Raw genomic sequence first — 17,939 nt, forward strand, 5'->3', positions numbered from 1 at the left:
CGAACAATTGTTCTTTATACGTTCGGTAACTTGCATCGCTGCCGGAAAGCGACAAACCCCCTCAGGAACGATGGCGTCCCTGAGGGGGTTTTTCTTGCCTAGGCAGATATGCCTTGGACCGGTAAGCCGATTGAACAATACGGTAAACCAAACAAACCAAGCCTGCGCTCAGCGCAGGCTTTGTTCATGTGGACGCGGTAATGGAAAGGCAAGCCTCTCCCCGGCTATGCCAGCGGGATCGCCGCTCGAAACTTCCGCGTGGCAGCAGCCGCTGCGCTACTTGCGGCCCGTCAGCAGCAGGAGGAGAAAGGAGAGGAGGATGGTGGCTCCCGTCCATGCCCAGGCCATCGCCGCATTTCCGCTATCGACTGCTACGTAGATGGCGGTCGGGATCGTCTGGGTGCGGCCGGGGATATTGCCCGCGATCATGAGCGTAGCCCCGAATTCGCCGAGCGCCCGGGCAAACCCTAGCAGATAAGCCGTCAACAGCGACCGATAGGCAAGCGGCAGTGTGATGTAGCGGAACACCTGCCACTCGTTTGCTCCGCTCGACCGGGCGGCCGCTTGGCATTCCCGGTCGACGGAGGAGAAGCCCGTCCGCATCGTCTGGTACACAAGCGGGAACGCCACAACGACCGCGGCGATGACGGCGGCCCACCAAGAGAAGATAATCGGGGACGCGAACATCCAGTCGACAGCGCGGCCCAGCCAGCTTTTGCGGCCGAGCGCCACCAGGAGGAGGAAGCCGACGACGGTGGGAGGGAGGACGAGAGGCAGCAGGAAGACGGTCTCGACCACGACCTTCCCCCGGAACGACCGGCGGGACATCCACCAAGCAGTGGCCGCCCCCAGTATAAGAACGAGTAGACTCGCGGTCAGCGAGACCTTTAGCGACAAGCGGACAGGGGACCAAAAGGCGTGCCAGCCTGCGTCCATTTAGCTGCCGGCGGGCGATGTGAATCCGTACTCGCGGAACACCGCAAGTGCCTCCTCGCTCCGAAGGAAGGCATAGAAGGTTTCCGCCTCAGCGGGATGCTTGGTTGCGCTCACTACAGCTGCAGGATATTCGATGGGCGAATATGTGTTCGGATCGACAGCGAGCGCGATCTTCACCTTGCGCGAAGCCGCCGCATCGGTCCGGTAGACGAAGCCTGCGTCCGCATTGCCGGTCTCTACCGTCTGAAGCACTTGTCTAACGTCTTTGGCCTGCACGGTTTTGGCCTGCAATCCGTCCCATAGGCGGGTCGCGACGAGCGCCTCCTTGGCATATTCGCCGGCCGGCACGCTCTCGGGGATGCCGATGGCCACGCGTTTCACTTCGGTCTTGGCCAGGTCTTCCATAGTGCGGATCGGCAGCCCGCCATCGGCTGGCGTCACGACGACCAGCTCGTTGCCGAGCAGGACGCTGGTGCTATCGGCACCGACGAAACGACCATCCGCTAGACGCTTCATGGCCTCCGTGGAAGCGGAGAGGAACACGTCGACCGGGGCTCCCTGTTCGATCTGGCGCTGAAGCGTGCCGGAGGCGCCGTAATTCAGCTGCAGGCGGACGCCGGGATGGGCAGCCTCGAAGCGCTTCTGCAGCTGATTGAGCGCATCAGTTAGGCTTGCCGCGGCGGAGATGGTCAAGATGACGGCTTCCTTGTCCTGGGTACTTCTTTTGTTGATCTGTGGCAAAGGCTCCGTTTCCGATCCTGAAGCCACGGGAGATTGAGCGTTTCCACAGCCTGTCAGCGCGGCGGCCAAGGCGGGAACAAGCAGCCATGAGGATTTTGCTTTTGCGTTCACTTCTCGTCCCCCTCTGTTTTTCTTGACCTGGTTTGTCCGGTTCCCTGCAAGTGTCTTATTATACCTACGGAGTTCTTCGTTTGTAAACGGGGAAGCAGGCTGTGGTAAGATAGAGGGGTTCCATATTCTTCCATTAACCAAGACGTGGAAATGGAACGATGCAGCAATAAGGGAGGGGATAAGATGAGCCAATCGTTCACTGCCAAAGCATTGACGGCTGTCGGTCTGATCCTGATCGCCGCCGGTTTCGTGCTTGGGATTGTCCTCGGAAATCAGGAGACGCCTTTCGACGCATTGAACCAATACCGAACCGGATTTCATTGGCAGATCATGCTGTTGTGGTGGCTCGGGGGAGCCACCGCTGGCATGGTCCTCCTTGGTTTGGCTGAGATTGTGCACTATCTCTCCGTTATCGCTTTCAACACGCAACCAGCCGTCGTGCTGGAGGAGGGCGGGACAGATCCGCGTGTCGCCGCCAATTCCAAGGCGAGCCTGGAAGCGGCCAAGGATTACAAGATGCGAAAGCTAGAAGAGTAGTGCAGCGGCCAACTACCTGCCGCCTCTTCAACCGGACAGACTTTGCCTCTGTCCGGTTTATTGGTGCTGCTCGGTTCCGTTCCCGCTAGGCAGCAGCCTCAATGAAGCTGGCCGGCAGGCTTCCTGCGGACACTGGAAGAGTTCCACTACTTCACTTGCTCCAATGAGATAATCAGGCGGTTGTAGCGGAACAGCTTGGCTCGATACGTATGGCCAACCTCCATGTAAACGTGTTCCTTGTGGATCTCGTAGTTGGAGCCATCGCTCGTTTTCACGTGATCGCCTCCTCGCTTCGGGTTCCAGCGGTCTACAATCGTTACATTCTCGGTAATCGGTCCGGCCGCGATATCGAGTAAGGTGATTCCGATGCGGAGCAACAGGAATACTAGCATCGCCAAATAGAAGAATACGAACATGTAATTCACCTTGGAGCGCAAATCCTGGTGCTTCGCGATTCGGGCGATGAACGGGATCAGGAAGCTGTAGAAAAAGAGAAGCGCACAGCTTCCGCTCAAATGCCCCCACAAAGCGCTCCTGTCTTCCCCTTGATAGATCGCAAGAACGACCACCGTTCCCGCCAGCCAGATCGCGAGAGCCAGCCCCCTGGCCATATTCGTCGGTCGGAGGTACCATTTGTTCCGGGCTTCCATAGACAGCCTTCCTTTCGCGCAGGAATTCCCAATTATTATATAAGAGAAGGGCGTCCACAGGGAATATAGAAGTCTCAGTACAAGAGAGGAGAGGAGAAGGACTCTGACTCCGCTTTCCACCTTTACGAAAACGCAACCAAATTTTTCTTGTCAGACGGTACCGCATGCAGTATGCTACACATAATCGAATAGATTTATTATGTTGCCTCGGTAAGAAACTAGAGCCATCCTCCTATCCATACAAAGAGCAAAAGGAAGTGAGGGGGACTCGAAGGCTGCATAAGGACACCAACAATCCTATTCGGTAGGCTCAACTAGCGGCTGTTTTGCTCGCATTGGAGTAGGTCCGAAAGGGGAACAACGGAGGTGGGGGAACAGTAGGACGTGCAGGAACAGGATAAGGGCGGAGGAGGTTAGTTCGAGAGGGAGATAGTTGGAAGCGCTAACAGACTAGGTGAAGACGCCCACCTCTCGGAAAATAGAAAAGCACCCTCTCTTACTCCATTAATTAGATTAACTATTAGAGGTGAAGCCATGAGAGAAGCAGCCGTTCCGGTGAACAGCCAGACCCCTTTGCGGAAAAAGGCAGCCGGCCTCATTTACAAACGCATCCGAAAAAATTGGGATTTGTATCTGCTTGCCTTACCGGTCCTTGTTTATTTTGCTATCTTCGAGTTTTATCCGATGTACGGCGTCCAGATCGCCTTCAAAGATTTTCTTGCCACCAAAGGGATTACGGGGAGCCCATGGGTTGGGCTTAAGCACTTCGAGCGCTTCTTCGACAGCTACTACTTCTGGCGCCTGATCCGCAACACGCTCGGCATCGGCTTGTACGAGCTGCTGGTCAGCTTCCCCGTACCTATTTTTCTCGCTCTTATGATCAATGAGGTACGCAACGGGTTTTTCAAGCGGTTTGCGCAGACAGTTACCTATGCCCCGCATTTTCTGTCTACGGTCGTTCTTGTCGGGATGCTGTTTTTGTTCCTCCATCCCCAAAACGGTGTCGTCAACCACATGATTGAGGCACTCGGCTTTCAGCCGATCTCCTTCATGACCGAGCCGGGGTGGTTCAAGACCCTGTTCGTCTTATCCGGCACCTGGCAGCATATGGGGTGGAGCTCCATCATTTACTTGGCTGCTCTGGCGGGAGTCGATCCATCCCTGCACGAAGCGGCCCGCATTGACGGAGCCAGCCAGCTGCAGCGCATTCGGCATATCAATCTGCCGAGCATTGCGCCGACGATCGTCATCCTGCTGATTCTGAACGTCGGCCGCATTCTGAGCGTCGGATTCGAGAAGGTGTTCCTTATGCAGAACCCGCTTAACATGTCCGCATCCGACGTCATTGCCACCCATGTCTACAGGACAGGGATTACCGGAGCGGAATACAGCTATTCGGCATCCGTCGGCTTATTCAATTCGGTGATCACGTTCGTTCTCTTGGTCGTGGTGAATTACATAGCCCGCAAAGTCAACGAAACTAGCTTATGGTAGGGGGAACAAGCTCTTGATCAAGCAAAGTACGGGAGACCGCTTCCTGCAGGCCGTCATCTATGTGCTCCTCAGCCTTATTCTCATCATCGTCCTCTACCCGCTGCTCTTTGTCCTCAGCGCTTCGGTGAGCAATCCGGAAGCGCTGCTGCGGGGAGAGGTTTGGCTGCTGCCGAACGGTTTCACGCTGGACGGCTACGTCAAGGTATTCCAGGACAAATCCATTCTGAACGGCTTTAAAAACACGATTCTTTACACCGTAGTAGGGACGGCCGTCAATCTGGTTCTTTCTATTATGATCGCCTATCCGCTGTCCCGCCGGGACTTTTATGGGCGCAACGTCATTTCCGCGCTGCTGGTGTTTACTATGTTTTTTAGCGGCGGCATGATCCCCATGTATCTGCTCATGAAGGATCTTCATCTGCTGAACTCCATGTGGGCAATGATTCTGCCAGGTGCTGTCTCCGTGTGGAACGTGGTCATTATCCGGACGTTCTTCCAGACCAGCATTCCTAATGAAATTCAAGAAGCGGCTTCCATCGACGGCTGCTCCAACCTTCAGACGCTGGTCCGGATCGTGCTCCCGCTTTCGGCGCCGATCATCGCCGTCATGGTTCTGTTCTATGCGGTCAGCCATTGGAATGCGTTCTTCAACGCCCTGATCTACTTGACTGACAGCAGCAAGTATCCGCTGCAGATCGTTCTTCGCAAGCTGCTCATTCAGGAGAACATGGATGAGCTGGTCTCCTCGATTGATGAAGATAAGATCAAGCGGATGATGCAAGTCGAGGGTCTCAAATATGCCGTAGTCGTTGTGGCTAACCTGCCGGTACTGATTCTGTATCCGATGCTGCAGAAGTATTTTGTCAAAGGCGTAATGGTAGGAGCCCTGAAGGGGTAGAACCGAACCTTTCACTGGTGACGGTAGTCCCTTCCGGCCCTTTGGCTGGAAGTCGAATACAAACTTTCATAGGAAATAGGGGGAACTGTCTAACATGAAGGCAAACAAATGGACATCGATGGTACTCGTAGCGGCGATGACCGTACCTGTGCTTGCCGCCTGCGGCAAAGATGATGCCGGTACGACGGCCAACGCGGATGAAGCCAAGGGCAATTTGAACGCAACCGGCTTTCCGATCGTAAAGGAACCTATTAAATTGAAGTTTCTGGCTCCTTCGTCGACGACGCCGGATTGGAATGATGTCCTGATCTTCAATGAGTACGAGAAGATGACGAACATGGACATCCAATGGGAGATGATCGACGAGAAAGCGCTTAAGGAAAAGACGAACCTGATGCTCGCATCAGGGGAGTATCCTGAAGCGCTCCACTCGGCGGGGCTGACCACCAAGGATCTCATCAAATACGGCAGTCAAGGGGTCTTCCTGCCGTTGAACGATCTCATCGACAAGTATGCTCCTAACTTCAAGGCGCTGCTGGACAAGTATCCGGCGATTAGAAAAGGGTTGACCATGCCGGACGGCAAGATCTATTCGTTCCCGCGCGTGTTCGATCCAAACTTCACTTCGGTGAACATGGGGACCAAGCTTTGGCTGAACAAGCAGTTCCTCGACAAAGTGGGAATGAAGGAGCCGACCACAACAGAAGAATTCTATCAATTCCTGAAAGCAACCAAAGAAAACGATCTGAACGGAAACGGCAAGAAGGACGAAATCCCGCTTGCCACCAGCGGCGATACCAGCTTGATCAACATGTTCAAGGGTGCTTATGGGCTGGGGAACCGCGGAACACTCCACCCCTATGTCGATATGGATCCTACCTCGAACAAGCTCCGCTTTATCCCGGCGGACAAAAACTTCAAACAGCTGTTGGAATACTTGAACAAGCTGTACAAGGAAGGGCTAATTAATCAGGACCTGTATACCGTCAAGTCGGAAGAAGTATACGCACGGGCCAATCAGGGATTGTTCGGCGCCGTCATGACCACGAATCCGCGGACAGCTTACGGCCTAGATTATTACATCGGCTCCCCAACGCTCAAAGGACCGAACGGAGACAAGCTGTATTCCAACTACAAGGCATCGCTTGTAAACATCGGCGCCTTCGTCCTTACGGACAAGAATACGAACCCGGAAGCGACCGTACGCTGGATCGATTATTTCTACGGAGAAGAAGGAAGCAAGCTGTTCTTTATGGGGATTGAAGGCAAGACGTACGAGAAGAAGCCGGACGGTTCGGTCGATTATACGGACCTCATTAACAAGAACCCCGATGGGTTGAACTACACGCAGGCCATCTCCAAATATTTGACCTGGCGGAGCAGCGGGTATCCGGCTATCGTCATGGAGGACTATTTCAAGGGATCTGAGGGCCAGCCCGACTCTGTAGAGGCAGCAGCAAAAGTTAAGGCAGACCTTCCGAAGGAGCTGTGGGAGCCGTTCAACTTTACGAATGAAGAGAACGAGCTCATGTCTACGCTCGGCGCAGACATCGGCAACTATGTCACCGAAATGCAGGCGAAGTTCATTACCGGCCAAGTTAGCTTGAACGAATGGGACAACTACGTCAACACGCTGAATAAGATGGGGTTAGATCGTTATATGAAGGCTTATGAAGCAGCTTATGGACGCTATTCTCAATCCAAATAACGGGGAGATGAAAAAAGCATGCGTAAGAAAGTTTTGATGGTTCCAGTATGGTCCGGTGCACTTGCTGTCACGGTTTTGTTTAGCGGAAGTATCCCTCAGACTACATATGCTCAGGCGGGAACGATCCAATCGTCCGTTAGCGCTCTATCCTCCTTCCAGGCGGCCCCGGGCGTCAAGCATACGAGTGCGCAGTTTGCGGACCAGAACCAGGCACCGCAGTCGGTGCATCGGATGGAGATCAATCCGAAGGAAGCGAAGATTGCGATCAAGGCGGTATCCTCCAAAAATGAGGTGTCCGGCGGCGAGACGGTTGGCTATATGATCAAGGAGCAGGAAGCGCTCGGCCACCAGGTGATCGGTGCGGTGAACGGAGACTTTTTCAGCTCGGTCGGCGTTCCCTCGGGCTTGCAGATTACGGACGGGGAGATCATCACCTCGACGCGAACCATCAAAACGATGCTTTACCAGCTGCCGGAAGGCAGCGTTCATCTCGAGGACAGCGTGACCATGACGGCGACCGTGTCGACCAAGCAGGGGGAAACGCTCGCCATCGATATGGTTAACCGGACGCGCATCCCGTCTCATGCGAACTACGCCTTCCTGTTCACGGAACGGTTCGGCTCGTCGACCCGTTCCCCGGACAATGGAATCGAGGTGCTGCTGCAGACGCAGAAGGAGAAGCTGCAGCCGGGCAAAAAGGTGAAGGGGACGGTCGTGGACATCCGGGAGGCAGGCAATACGCCGATCGGGCAAGGCCAGTTCGTTCTCTCGGCCACCGGGCCCAAGGCGGATTGGGTCAAACAGCAGGTAGCGGCTGGCGATACGCTGGATATCGAAGTCAGCTATGACAAAGGCGTGAACAAGGCGCGCCAGGTGCTATCCGGCAACTCCACAGGCGGCGTCGTGCTCCTCAAGAACGGTGAAATCCCGGCGGCTATCCTGGATCCGTCCGTAGCGGATAATGTCGCTGTCCATCCCAGGACGATGCTGGGAACCAAGGCGGACGGCACTCTGCTCGTAGTAGAAGTGGACGGCCGGCAGCCAGGCTTCGCGACTGGCATGACCTACGTGGAGCAGGCAGCGTATCTTCAGTCGCTGGGCGCCGTGAACGCGATCAATATCGATGGGGGAGGATCCTCCACGTATTACGTCAGAGAGCCCGGAGATGTGCATCCGACCCTGCAAAACCGGCCATCTGACGGCGCGGAACGGCCGGTCGGCAATTCGCTCATGATTCTCGCGAACTCCCAGCCGTCCGTCTTGGCTAAGCTTGTACTCGGTCCGGCCAAAGGCGTTCAGCTGACTCCGGGAAGCCACACGACGCTGACGGTGAAAGGGCAGGACCGGTTCCTGAATGGGGTGGAGGTTCCTGCTTCCAGTGTTACCTGGTCGGTTGAGGGAGCCGTCGGAACGGTGGATGCATCCGGAACCTTTACAGCAGGGGTCCAGCCGGGAACAGGCAAAATTATCGTGCGGCAAGGGCAGCTCGAGGCAAGCATTCCGGTCGTCGTAACCGAGCAAGTGGCGAGAATCGAGCTGGCTCCCGGGGATTTCGTAGCGGAAGCGGGCTCCTCGACACCGATGCGGTTAACCGCGTACGATGCGAACGGTCTCCCGATCCTTCTGTCCGCCGAGCAAGCGGAATGGGGAGTCAAAGGGGAAGTTGGCACGATAGGAATGGACGGCGTTCTGCGCGCGGGCAGCACAGACGCATACGGTCATGTTACCGTGGCGTACAAAGACTTTACGGCATCGGCCGCGGTCCATGTCGGCCCGTCTCCGATCATCGAGTCGTTCGAGTCGCTGGACCATATATCCGCATCGGAAGTAAGAGCGGTACCGGGTTCGGTCAAGCTTACATTGGCCAACGATCCCGTCCGCGTCGGCCAGACGGCCGGCAAGCTCGTCTATGATTTCACGGAAACGACCGGGACGTCTGCAGCTTATGTCAACCTGCTGGATGAGAATGGGAAAGTAGGGCGCCCGCTCGAAGGACGTCCGGAGCGCATTGGCATGTGGGTCTATGCCGACGGCGGGATGCACCAGCTGCGGCTGGGCATTACGAATGGCGACGGCGTCAACCAGCTTTGGAACTTCACGTCGGTCGGCGGAACGAACTGGAAGAACGGGTGGCGGTATGTCTCGCTGGAAGTTCCCCAGGATGCCGTATTCCCGATCAAGCTGCGCAACATTGCGATGGAAGAAAAGAACGTCAACAACAAGCAAGCTGGCGTTGTGTACTATGACAATCTGACAGCGGAATATTAGAAGGATAGACAGGCAGCTCCTGCGGAATCACGCGGAGGCTGCCTGTTTTTAATGAGGAGGAGAATGGTATTTAGCCAAGAATACAAAAACGCACGGTCGCGGACGGACGCAGACCGTGCGTTTTTTTGAATTCCGTACGATTCGATTAAACAGGAGGGAGGATTCGGGTGCTGAAGGTTAGTCAGCCGGGACGGAACCCACAGGCTGCCGCAAACGCTCCACAACGGAATCGGGTTGTTCCAAATTGGCCCAGAAGAGCTTCAGTTCGCTGCGGAGCCGGGAGAGTTCACGAATCGGTAGACCCAAATCCTTGTACGTGCCGAAGGTTGGGGCGATTTCCCGATACAGATGATAGCGGGAAGGACGGTAAATACTCTCGGAACCCGTCCATTCGCCCGATGCTTTGTGAGCCGGGATGCTTAGCGTATTCTGCCGAATATACAGCTGGGCCGCCTCGGAGTTCATGAATTCAAGGAAGAGCTTGGCCGCTTCTTTTTTATTCGAATCCGAAAAGCGGGAGAGAGCAAGTCCGGTGACGAGCAGCATGGTTTTCGCCTGATGTTCATAGGGAAGCGGAGCGAGGTCATATTCGAAATCAACCTGCCTCAGGTGCTTCAAACCAAAGTAGGTGGTCATAATTACGGCTGCCTTCTGCTGAGCGAACAGCTTCTCCGCATCCGCATCGTTCTCGGAAAGGAAGGCCGGAAACAACCCTTGTTCATAAATCAAATCCCGAAACTTCCCCAAACAGTCCCATAAAGCGGGATCCTCATAGCTATTCAGGCGCTCACCGGCAAAGCGGTAGTTTCTTTGCAGCAAGGGGATCGTAAACCGGTTTGTAGAAGCGATATGGGCATAGAAGCCAAGGATGTCCCGATGCTGCTTGATATGTCCCGCCGTATCGAGCAGCTGTTCCCACGACCAGCTGCTGTCAGGCTCCAAAATCCCCATTTCCCGAAACAACGTCTTGTTGTAGCACAGGATAACCGGCGAAAAGATTAGGGGCTGCACGTACAACTTGCCCTCGTGTTTAAACACCTGTTGCAGATAGGGATAAGTTTCGCCGGAGGCGGTTAAGGGCTCGAACAAATCGTGAGCATCGTTCTCCACGATCTCCTGGAAGTTCCAACCGTTGAGAGTGATCACATCCAGCCATCCGTTCTCCAGGTAATGCTTGATGGAATCGGGATAATCGGTATAAGGAACGGAGACGGTCTCCACTTTAATGTGGGGATATTGACGATGAAAGCGGCCGATCAATTCACTGAATTGCGCTTCCCCTTCGACAGAGGGATAACAGCCTACGGTGATCTCAACCGCCTCTTGTTTATCGGGAGTACGCACCCTGTTGCCCACCCTTGGAACTTTGGAGATGAGTCCTTCCTCTACCAATAGGTCGAGTCCCTTGCGAACAGACTTCTTGCTTAGCTTATAGTGGTCGGCGAGGGACAGCTCGGAGGGCAGGTAGCTACCAGGCGGACGCTCGCAGCGAATGATTTCCCTCCGCAATGTGTTGATCATTTCGTCGAAACGGACTTGAAACGTCATACGATCCGGTTTATTACTCATGCCGACAATCTCCTTCAAGGCCAATGGCTCTATTGCTAACAGTAAAACATAACTTCCTGACCGAGTAAAGTATACCACACGTAAACCAATAATGAATGACAAGAAGAATAAAACGCTTCCATAAAGGGATTGACAGGAGAAAAAGAGGAAAGTACGATGGCAATGGATACCTCATGGATACCACAAAAGGGAAGGAGGATTCGGTTCAAGCATTCTCCATATGACTTGCAGCAGGTTGAAGGGACCATACCAATCCTAGGAGGAATTGAATGTGAGGAAATTTGCGATCAAGAAAAGCCTCGCCTCTATGCTGTCACTCGCTTTGCTCACTTCGCCGCTTATCTCCCCATCCGGAGCAAGAGCCGCAGTAATCGATATCCCGCTAATTAATTCGGGCTTTGAAGAACCGCTATCTAACGGTACTGTTCCCGGATGGAGCAGCATATTCGCCGTGAAGGAAGGAAGCTATTCGTATACGGTGACGAACACCAAAAATGCCGGCGGCCTGAACAGCCTGAAGATTACGGATACCACGACCAGCAATTCCGTTGCCCTCCAGAGCGACAAGCTGGCCGTGACACCGGGGACGGCCTACACCGCCAGCGCGAAGCTGTTCATTGAGAGCGGCGGCATCGCCAGCTTGAACCTCCGATATTTTAATGCCTCGAATGCATCGATCGGGGAAGCCCCGGTACATAACGATCCGAACAAGGGCTTCACCCGAGGTCAATGGAACGAGACCTCGACCACAATGACAGCTCCTGCTGATGCGGCCTATGCTCGCATTATCGTGTACACGACAGCATACAGCACGTCGACGGCTTATTACGACGATATTCGTTTTACTGCAGATCAACCGGATGAGGTGCCTGCGGCTTGGAGTATATCGTTGCCGGAATCGGTGCAGGCTGGGCAGGAATTTAACGCTACCGTCAGACTGTCCGATGTGAAAGGGGTTTCAAGCGTCCAGGCGTCCGTATACTACGATGAATCCCGGCTGGAGCTTCAGTCCGTGTCGCCGGCTGGCGCATTTGCGGAAGAAGCCGTCGCTTTTTCTTCGAAAGACGACAACGGAACCCTTCGAATCGACGCGTCGTTGAAGGACGGCAAGCAGATCAAGATCGATTCAGAGTTTGCGACGCTCCGTTTTCGCGCGAAAGCGGACAACGGCTCGGCGTGGGTTCTGCTCGGCAGAGGTTCGGCATTGAACGGAACGTATGCTTTGAATCAAGATGTGGTTAAACTCGTTACGATCGGTACCGGCTCATCCGGCCCGGCTGTGCCTCTCGACCAGGTCCAATTCGGCACTCCCGAAAAACTTATTGCACCTATCGCCGATGCCGTCGGGGTGTTCGACGGCGAAGCCGGCGTAGAGGATGGACGCAACGTCATGTACACGACGGTGAAGGGCATTCCTCCTATGCTGCATGTCGTCGATCTGGACGATTACCGTCTGATCCGCAGCGTACCGCTGGAAGGCGGGGGCGAGGTGTGGAACCACGCGATCGCGCCTGACGGAACGGTCTATATCACATCCGCCGGTCAGCTGTGGGCTTACTCTCCGGTGACGAAGCAGGCCGAGAAGGTGTTCACTTTTGGAGGAGAGAGTACGTTCTGGTGCCTGGCTATTGACGAAAAGGGGAACGTATATGTAGGCACCGGACCCGGGGGCAAGGTTCTGAAATACGATCCCGTTACGAAGACGAGCAGGGACTACGGACGCCTCGTGACGGAGATCAACCAGGTTTACGTGAGAGCGATCGATTACAGCAACGGTTATATCTACGCGGGTACCTCCAACAGCAAAGTATACCGCCTGAACGTGGAGACCGGGGAAAAGGTGGAGTTGGCTTCTTCTTTGAACGAGAAGGGTTATGTGTATGACTTGAACATCGTTGATGACAAGTTCATCGTCGTCCGCTACGATACTCCGCAAAGAAGATACATTTACGACATCGAGAAGGGGGAGTGGCTCGACCTCGTCATCGAGAAAAGCTCCTCGGGCCTTCAGCTTCCCAAGAAGTCGTTGAACGGCAAGATCTATATGCCGGTAGACAAAAAAATCGTCACATTCGACGTAGAGACGCATGCGATAGAGGATTCGGGGATGGTTTACGAGACCGCCTTCCGGGGTGCAAATTGGATTCAGGTAGCGGATCCCGAACTACCGGGCACCAGTCTCGTGACCATGAATTTTGCGGGCATCATAGTCTTTATGAATCCGGAGACGGGGCTCGTCAAGCGCTATCCGAATCTGCTGCCTCCGAATGCGACCGTCACGAACAAGTTTACGAACGGGCCCGACGGTAAAATTTACGTGACCGGCATGCAGGCTTCCAAAGCGGCCGCCTATGACATCGCGACCAATACAGCGGTAACCTTCCCAATGGGGCAGGCGGGAGCCGTCACGTCCTTCGGCAATAAAATGTACTTCGGCGTCTATCCGGGCGGCGATTTGTTCGAATACGATCTCTCCTTACCGGTCGGCAACACGAATCCGAAACGTCTTTTTGTGATCGGGAATGAGCAGGATCGTCCCGGAGCAGCCGTGGTAGCCGGCGACAAAATCTACATCGGCTCGGTTGCGACGTATGGTGCCGTAGGCGGAGCGATCACCTCCTTCGATCCGAATATTCCCGATGCTTCGTCCTCCTATCGCGTACACCGCAACGTCGTACAGGACCAAAGCGTGATTTCCCTTGCTTACAGAGACGGCAAGCTCTATGGTTCGACAAGCATCAATGGCGGGGTTGCGGCCGATCCGAAGGCCAAGGAGGCGAAGCTGTTCGTCTGGGATACCGTCAAGGATGAGAAAATCACCGAGGTCTCCCTCGACATTCCGGGACTTACGGAGCCTCCGGCGATCGGCGGGCTTACATTCGGACCGGACGGCCTGCTGTGGGGAGCCGCCAACGGGTATATTTTCGCGATGGACCCCGCTTCTCTCAAAGTAATCAAGTACACGAACCTCAACCCCGCCGATAGCGGTACAGGATTTCGTTGGGGCAACTTCGGATTGAATTGGTCGAAGGACGGAATCTTGTTCGCCATGCTGGGCAAGAAGCTGTATGCCGTCGATCCGAACCGTCTCACGTCCAACTATTTGGCTGATGCGGAGACCTTTACGATCGGCTCGGACGGCAATCTATACTATGCACCGTCCGCGAATCGCACCTTGATGAATCGGATCACGATCACAACTCCGTCTGACATCGCAACAAGCGTGGAGCTTACGGGACTGGCGCCGATGACAGCGGGCGATACCGGGCAAGCGTTGGTCACCGTCCAATACCAGGACGGCTCGAAGAAAACACCGTCTTCCGGAATCTCGTACACCAGCAGCAACCCGCAGGTGGCTGCGATTGACGAGTCGGGGAAAGTGACGGCAGTCAGCCATGGGGAGACGGTCATCACCGCCACCTACGCCGGAATTTCCGCCACGTTCACCCTAACCGTAAGTCCGGCGATCACGTCGATTGCGATCACCGGATTGGGTTCGATGAAGGAAGGGGACACCAAGCAAGCGCTTGTATCGGCTCATTATTCCGACGGAAGCAACGTGAACGTCTCTAAGGGCATAACCTTCAGCAGCAGCAATCCGGCTGTGGCGGTCATCGATGAGTCCGGCCTGGTGACGGCAGGGGGCATCGGCGAAACCGTCATTACCGCCGCCTACGGAGGCAAGTCGGCGGAATACCGCCTTTCCGTGACTGCCTCTCTGAAGAGTATTGCCATCACCAAACTGAAGCCCATGAAGAATGGCGAAACGCTGCAGCTCACGATTACAGCTAACTATTCCGATGGGACCACAGCGGACATCACCAAGTATTCGACCTTCCGGAGCAGTGCACCGGAAGCGGCCACGGTCAGCGACACCGGCTTGGTTACCGCGGTTGCCAAAGGAAAGACCGACATCACTGCGGTGTACGCGGGTAAAGAAGTCAGCGACAAGCTGGTTGTGACCAAACAGAACGAGACGAACCGGCAAGACTGACAACGAAAACGGCTGGCGGTGAAACTCCGTCGGCCGTTTTTGGTGACCATTATAATATAGCAATCGAAAAGAAGCTCCACTGCCGAATCAATGGTATTATAAAGGTAAGAAATCCGATTTCCAAGGAGGGTAAACAATGGAAACAAGCAAACCTGCAACAATCACCGTCGAGACGATCGTTCATGCTCCGGTCGAGAAGGTATGGACCTATTGGACGGAGCCGAAGCATATCACTCAATGGAACAATGCTTCCGATGAATGGCACACGCCCTACGCAGAGAACGATCTGAAGGCAGGCGGTAAATTTGTCTCCAGAATGGAAGCCAAGGACGGCAGCTTCGGGTTTGATTTTGGTGGCGTTTACGACGAGGTTACTCTTAACGAAAGCATCTCGTATACGATGGCAGACGGAAGGAAAGTGAACATCTCCTTTATCCGACAAGACAACGACACGCGGATCGTCGAAAAGTTCGATGCGGAAGAGACCAACACCATCGAGATGCAGCAAGCCGGCTGGCAGGCGATTCTGGACAATTTCAAACGATACGCGGAAGCGGCACAAGCAGAATAGGTCATCGACCTGAACTCCATACGCAGCCTAACGAAACCTTCTGTTCCTCAATGGACAGGGGGTTTCTATTATGTCCCCACATTCCATAATCCTTCGAATGGCAGAAGCGAGGAAGAGTATGAATATAGAGGCATCGTCTCGAAAGGCGGCTAAGACTACCGGAAGCGCGGCCATAGCTTCTTCTGAGGTTGCCGGCGATGTGATCTACGCGAGTTCGAAAATACGGAGCTCCAGTTTACGCTGAGCATGCGTCATGCTAACGAGGATGGCAGCCTTGCGGGCTTCAGTTTCCGAATGGCCGATCCCAAAAATCGTTATGCTGTCGAAACGGATGGGTCAACACGCTTCCTTATTGGTTCTTACGACATTCGTATCGCTCCCCGTCATAAGTTTTCGTTAATAAAATAAAAAAGACATTGAAAAATAACACTTGTGTTAGTATATTAAAAATAACACAGGTGTTATTTTTATTGAGGAGGTAATTCCCATTAGCCCTAAAGTATCGGAGCAATACAAAGAGGAGAAGCACCAGGAAATTTTGCAGGCGGCGATTCGTGTATTTCAAGAGAAGGGATACCAGGTGACTACCATGAAAGATATAGCACTTGAGACAGGATTAAGCCGCGGCACTCTATATTTGTATTTTTCAAGCACAGATGAAATATTTGAGGCGATACTAGAGCATTTTGAAGCGGCTGGCACGTTGAACCTGGATATGCTTCTAAGTAAAAGCACGAGTGTATACGAAGCGATCCGCAGCTTGTTACAGATGCAAGAAGACGCAGTAACCGGCGCCGCCGAAAGTTTTACTCCCACTTTATTGGAGTACTTGCTGATCGCACGGAAGGAGAAGGAGCGCCATGTAAAGCTCAGTATGCGGTACGACTTAGGATACCGTCTGCTGAAGGAACTGCTGCAAGCTGGCGTCAATAGGGGTGAGTTCAATCCGTTAATTCCCGTCGACCAGATCGCGCACACCATGCTGTCCCTGTTCAACGGGATGACAATGAACGCCCTAAGTGCAGGAGACAAGAAGATCAATGTAAAGGGCCAGATGGAGGTTCTCGACTTAAGTCTTAGACATTTATTACAGGCAGGGAGTGATAGGAATGACGAATAGGAACAGGCGAAAGCTAGCTTTATGTCTGATTGGTGTTTTATTGCTATATTTCGTTTCTCTATTGTGGATTGACCTGTACCCGTTTAATGATTTGGAAGCGGCCGAAGATTATTACGGAGATCAATATTTGGCCACGCAGCTGGGAGGCACTCTGTTTAGTGTAATAGTTCTATTGCTGGGATCGTATTTGGTTTATATGACCAAAAAGCGAGCACTAATTTGGGTCGGCTTCCTCTTGTTTTTGGTTCTCTTATTGTTACAGCTAACTGCGAGTTGGTTGCCGTACATATCAGGAGCGTCGACGGAATCTCTTTCACTTCACCAGCGACTTTTTGGCGAAACTGTCACGATACTGCCGGGGATCAAAGATCATCCCGTCCCTGACCTGGCTCATACGATACTAGGCTTGCTTTACCTGCTGATTACGATTGGCGCTGGGCTTTATTTGATAAAAACAAAAAATAGGAGTGTGTAGATCATGAAGAAGGAAAGGGAATTCAACCTACTTTGCTGTTAGTCTTCTTTATTGTCGGCGGTACGCGGCAAGAACGAAGAGAGTGTTCCTTAAAAGATGACAGACCTATTGAGACGAATGAACATTATTCTGAACAGAAGGCACTCTTTACGGGTGCTTTTTTCGCTGATAAAGGGTTAAGGTGAACCGTACCATAAATAACAGCAAATTTTTGTTTGAGAATTAGAGAGCAGCAGGCACACCGAAGACCAAGCGCGATCAAGCCGAAGGCGGTGGGAATTGATTTGCTATCGATGAATATATAGTAACGGTTCCTGTTCAACACTCCTATACGTCCTATAATGCATATTATGTAAACAAGTTTTATATAAACCAAAAATCTTTGGTTTTAAAAAAGGATGTTGCAGCCCCCGTCGCGGCCATTCTTTCACGTTTTTGGGTTTGTTTTTGTTCGGTTGTTTTCATAGCTAGAATTCATAGAATCCATTCTATTCTCCTGCAAGTGTTATGTCCATAAGCATTTTGGGTTTCATTTGTTCACCAGAATGCTGCTGTGGAACAACTCGCCAATGACGTGCTACTGATCGTGCCATGTTATTAATACAGCGATCTTACCGTAGCAAATAAGCTAGAGATTTGATTCTATATAGCAGCTTTATTAGCAGCTTCCGGCTCGATGTGATTGCTATAAGAATCTATTGGTTCAACGCAGCTTCATCGATCTCTGTACACTAAATCGCGTGGCTATTCTCTTTGTGACCTACTTATGAACAAAATACGGTTTTTAAACATATCTTTTCATTCTTAGTGCTGCTCTCCTCTATTTGTTGTTAGCGGGGCCTCCAATGACCCGCTTGAGTGTCCCTG

General features: G+C 53.2%; 13 protein-coding genes. 9 read left to right on the forward strand and 4 right to left on the reverse strand.

Translation table 11 applies throughout. The annotated features are described in order from the left end of the window. Positions 1-276: 276 nt before the first annotated feature. Positions 277-936: a molybdate ABC transporter permease subunit gene (gene modB, locus KJS47_RS01500; protein ID WP_213522174.1), complete on the reverse strand. Its 660-nt coding sequence runs from the start codon at positions 934-936 to the stop codon at positions 277-279. Then, the gene (modA, locus tag KJS47_RS01505) at positions 937-1,788 is read right to left on the reverse strand and encodes a molybdate ABC transporter substrate-binding protein (RefSeq protein WP_249716033.1); all 852 of its coding nucleotides are present in this window, start codon (positions 1,786-1,788) and stop codon (positions 937-939) included. Between the two features lie 183 nt (positions 1,789-1,971). Here modA and KJS47_RS23980 point away from each other — a divergent pair, with 183 nt between their 5' ends. Then, on the forward strand, positions 1,972-2,325 hold the full coding sequence (locus tag KJS47_RS23980; RefSeq protein WP_249716035.1) for a hypothetical protein: 354 nt from the start codon (positions 1,972-1,974) through the stop codon (positions 2,323-2,325). A gap of 146 nt (positions 2,326-2,471) precedes the next feature. Here the strand turns inward: KJS47_RS23980 and KJS47_RS01510 are convergent, their stop codons facing one another. Beyond that, positions 2,472-2,975, reverse strand: coding sequence for a hypothetical protein (locus KJS47_RS01510; protein ID WP_213522176.1), 504 nt, complete (start codon positions 2,973-2,975; stop codon positions 2,472-2,474). 534 nt (positions 2,976-3,509) lie between these two features. Between KJS47_RS01510 and KJS47_RS01515 the strand changes: the two genes are divergently transcribed. From KJS47_RS01515 to KJS47_RS01530, 4 genes are all read left to right on the forward strand, one after another. After that, positions 3,510-4,469: an ABC transporter permease gene (locus KJS47_RS01515; protein ID WP_213522178.1), complete on the forward strand. Its 960-nt coding sequence runs from the start codon at positions 3,510-3,512 to the stop codon at positions 4,467-4,469. A 13-nt stretch (positions 4,470-4,482) separates the two neighbouring features. Next, positions 4,483-5,367: a carbohydrate ABC transporter permease gene (locus KJS47_RS01520; RefSeq protein WP_213522180.1), complete on the forward strand. Its 885-nt coding sequence runs from the start codon at positions 4,483-4,485 to the stop codon at positions 5,365-5,367. 94 nt (positions 5,368-5,461) lie between these two features. Beyond that, positions 5,462-7,075, forward strand: coding sequence for an extracellular solute-binding protein (locus tag KJS47_RS01525; RefSeq protein ID WP_213522182.1), 1,614 nt, complete (start codon positions 5,462-5,464; stop codon positions 7,073-7,075). Positions 7,076-7,093: 18 nt separating this feature from the next. Beyond that, positions 7,094-9,343: a phosphodiester glycosidase family protein gene (locus KJS47_RS01530; protein WP_213522184.1), complete on the forward strand. Its 2,250-nt coding sequence runs from the start codon at positions 7,094-7,096 to the stop codon at positions 9,341-9,343. 177 nt (positions 9,344-9,520) lie between these two features. Here KJS47_RS01530 and KJS47_RS01535 read toward each other — a convergent pair whose 3' ends face one another. Beyond that, positions 9,521-10,912: an extracellular solute-binding protein gene (locus tag KJS47_RS01535; RefSeq protein ID WP_213522186.1), complete on the reverse strand. Its 1,392-nt coding sequence runs from the start codon at positions 10,910-10,912 to the stop codon at positions 9,521-9,523. A gap of 271 nt (positions 10,913-11,183) precedes the next feature. Here KJS47_RS01535 and KJS47_RS01540 point away from each other — a divergent pair, with 271 nt between their 5' ends. The 4 genes from KJS47_RS01540 to KJS47_RS01555 all read left to right on the forward strand — a co-directional run bounded on the left by KJS47_RS01540 (position 11,184) and on the right by KJS47_RS01555 (position 17,072). After that, positions 11,184-14,906 carry an Ig-like domain-containing protein gene (locus KJS47_RS01540; protein WP_213522188.1) on the forward strand — a complete coding sequence of 1,241 codons (3,723 nt, stop codon included), beginning with the start codon at positions 11,184-11,186 and terminating at the stop codon, positions 14,904-14,906. A gap of 136 nt (positions 14,907-15,042) precedes the next feature. Next, entirely contained in the window at positions 15,043-15,477 is a 435-nt protein-coding gene (locus KJS47_RS01545; RefSeq protein WP_213522190.1) for an SRPBCC family protein, read from the forward strand. Positions 15,478-16,015: 538 nt separating this feature from the next. Further along, the gene (locus KJS47_RS01550; protein WP_213522193.1) at positions 16,016-16,597 is read left to right on the forward strand and encodes a TetR/AcrR family transcriptional regulator; all 582 of its coding nucleotides are present in this window, start codon (positions 16,016-16,018) and stop codon (positions 16,595-16,597) included. Beyond that, entirely contained in the window at positions 16,587-17,072 is a 486-nt protein-coding gene (locus KJS47_RS01555; RefSeq protein WP_213522195.1) for a hypothetical protein, read from the forward strand. The genes KJS47_RS01550 and KJS47_RS01555 overlap by 11 nt, the downstream gene beginning before the upstream one ends. Positions 17,073-17,939: the final 867 nt, after the last annotated feature.

Source organism: Paenibacillus sp. J31TS4 (assembly GCF_018403265.1).
Lineage (GTDB): Bacteria > Bacillota > Bacilli > Paenibacillales > NBRC-103111 > J31TS4.

What these genes read in the sequence shown, in the direction of transcription:
- KJS47_RS01555 (WP_213522195.1), top strand. Translation starts at nt 16,587, where the DNA reads ATGACGAATAGGAACAGGCGAAAGCTAGCTTTATGTCTGATTGGTGTT.
- KJS47_RS01510 (WP_213522176.1), bottom strand. Translation starts at nt 2,975, where the DNA reads ATGGAAGCCCGGAACAAATGGTACCTCCGACCGACGAATATGGCCAGG.
- KJS47_RS01525 (WP_213522182.1), top strand. Translation starts at nt 5,462, where the DNA reads ATGAAGGCAAACAAATGGACATCGATGGTACTCGTAGCGGCGATGACC.
- KJS47_RS01545 (WP_213522190.1), top strand. Translation starts at nt 15,043, where the DNA reads ATGGAAACAAGCAAACCTGCAACAATCACCGTCGAGACGATCGTTCAT.
- KJS47_RS01530 (WP_213522184.1), top strand. Translation starts at nt 7,094, where the DNA reads ATGCGTAAGAAAGTTTTGATGGTTCCAGTATGGTCCGGTGCACTTGCT.
- KJS47_RS01535 (WP_213522186.1), bottom strand. Translation starts at nt 10,912, where the DNA reads ATGAGTAATAAACCGGATCGTATGACGTTTCAAGTCCGTTTCGACGAA.
- modB (WP_213522174.1), bottom strand. Translation starts at nt 936, where the DNA reads ATGGACGCAGGCTGGCACGCCTTTTGGTCCCCTGTCCGCTTGTCGCTA.
- KJS47_RS01515 (WP_213522178.1), top strand. Translation starts at nt 3,510, where the DNA reads ATGAGAGAAGCAGCCGTTCCGGTGAACAGCCAGACCCCTTTGCGGAAA.
- KJS47_RS23980 (WP_249716035.1), top strand. Translation starts at nt 1,972, where the DNA reads ATGAGCCAATCGTTCACTGCCAAAGCATTGACGGCTGTCGGTCTGATC.